Here is a 2,008-nt window from a genome sequence, read left to right as displayed (position 1 = left end):
GTGGCGTCCCACACGTACCTCTCGCCGACGCGTTCGGCGGCGAAGGCGTCCAGGGCGGGGTGGATGACGCGGCGGGCGGGGCGCTGCTGGCCCTGGCGGGCGGGAGCCGGATCCGCCGGGCCTGGCGGTGGTGAGCGCCGGTCCGGGGCGCGGGGCCTCCCACCGGTGTTGATCAGCGTCGGAGGGAGCGGGTCGAACAACGGGCGGCCGGTCGGCGGGGTGTTCCCGGTGCCGATCACGGTCCTTGCGTCGCCGTCGGTCGTCCGGGTAGCTTGACGATCGATCCCGGCCCTTCGTAGCGGCGAACTCGGTTGCCCCGCCGGTGATTTCCCGTACGCCGCGGCCGGCCGGAGCCGGTTCGGCGCATCCGTCCGCACGGTTCCAGGCCGTCGCCTCCGCCGTCGTCTCCGTGTTTCCCCCAAACCCGTGTCAAGGGAGAGTCATGTCCGATTCGGCCCGTCCGGTCCAGAGCTGGGACGAGTTCACCACACTGCGGGAGATCGTGGTCGGGACCGCCGTCGGCGCCCGGCTGCCCGAGCAGACCGAGCCGTCCTCCTGGCTGTCCTGCTTCCCGAAGACCAACGCCGCAGACCTCGCCTCGATCGAGGCCGGCCCCTACTCGCGGCAGGTCGTGGAGGAGACCGAGGAGGACCTGGACGACCTGGTGGCCACCCTGCGCGGCCTCGGCGTCACCGTCCACCGGCCCGATCCGGTCGACCACGCGGCCGAGTTCGCCTCCCCGCTCTGGAACGCCGACGGCGGCTTCCACTCCTACTGTCCGCGGGACCTGACCCTGGTCGTCGGCGAGACGCTGATCGAGGTGGCGAGCCCGATGCGGCAGCGCTACTTCGAGGCCTTCGGCCTGCGCGGACTCTTCCAGGACTACCTGCGCCGCGGCGCGCGCTGGCTGGCCGCCCCCCGGCCGCAACTGGGCGACGAACTCTTCGAGTTCGACGAGGCGGGCCTCCCACTGCTGGGCGAGGCCGAGCCGGTCTTCGACGCCGCGAACGTGCTGCGGCTCGGCCGGGACGTGTTCTACCAGGTCTCCCGCAGCGGCAACGAACTCGGCCTGCGGTGGCTGGAGTCCACCCTCGGCCTGCTCGGCGACGGCGGCCTGCGGCTGCACCCGCTGCGCGACATCTACGGCTACACCCACATCGACAGCACCATCGCGCTGCTGCGCCCGGGCCTGGTGCTGCTCAACCCCGAGCGGATCAGCCCGGAGACCGTCCCGGAGCCGCTGAAGGGCTGGGACGTCCTGTGGTGCCCGCCGGCCGAGCCCACCGGCGACGCGCCCGAGCACGCGCTCAGCGAGAGCTGGATCAGCATGAACCTGCTGATGGTCTCCCCGGACACGGCGATCGTCGAGTCCGAGCAGGAGGGCCTGATCAAGCTGCTGGAGCACGCCGGGATCACCGTCCTGCCGCACCGGCTGCGGCACTCCCGGGTGCTCGGCGGCGGCTTCCACTGCGTCACCCTGGACACCCGGCGCGACGGCGGACTGGAGGACTACCTGTCCTGACCCGCCGCCGCTCAGGGCTTGCGGGCCAGCGCGCGGATGATGCAGCCGCTCCCACACCGACAGGTCGCCCTCGTCCGCCGGCACCCCGCCGGTGCCGGCGGGCTCCGGCCGCCACAGCGGGCAGGGCACCAGCCCCGGTTCGAGCAGGTCGAGGCCGTCGAGCAGGCCGAGGATCTCCTCGTCGGTGCGCCAGCGGCCGCGACCGAAGCTCTCCCGCAGTTTCCGTTCGGCGCGCCGGCGCTCCTCGGTCCCGCCGGAGCTCCTGCCGGAGTCCCCGACGGATTCTCCGCCGGAGCTCCCGACGGAGCGGAAGTGGGAGACGTAGACCAGGCTGCCCGAGGGCACCCGGTCCACCCACCAGCGCACCAGGTCGGCGGGCCGCTCGGCGTCGTCCGCCTGGGCCGCACGGACGGCACCATCGACTTCTGGTTCGACGGCGTGAAGCAGACGTTCACCACGGGCTCGGGCACGTTCAAGGGCACCACC

General features: G+C 73.0%; 1 protein-coding gene and 2 pseudogenes. 1 reads left to right on the top strand and 2 read right to left on the bottom strand.

What is annotated here, in order from left to right:
• Positions 1 to 239, bottom strand: a pseudogene (locus ACWDCZ_RS40820) (hypothetical protein); the annotation flags it as partial.
• A gap of 203 nt (positions 240 to 442) precedes the next feature.
• On the opposite strand from ACWDCZ_RS40820, the gene ACWDCZ_RS40815 reads away from it, so the two are divergent.
• Entirely contained in the window at positions 443 to 1,522 is a 1,080-nt protein-coding gene (locus ACWDCZ_RS40815) for a scyllo-inosamine-4-phosphate amidinotransferase (protein WP_049656002.1), read from the top strand.
• Positions 1,523 to 1,678: 156 nt separating this feature from the next.
• Here ACWDCZ_RS40815 and ACWDCZ_RS40810 read toward each other — a convergent pair.
• A pseudogene (locus ACWDCZ_RS40810) lies at positions 1,679 to 1,867 on the bottom strand (hypothetical protein); the annotation flags it as partial.
• Between the last annotated feature and the right edge of the window lie 141 nt (positions 1,868 to 2,008).

The sequence above is a fragment of the Kitasatospora sp. NPDC001225 genome (assembly GCF_053597855.1).
This window is presented reverse-complemented; position numbering and strand designations above follow the sequence as displayed.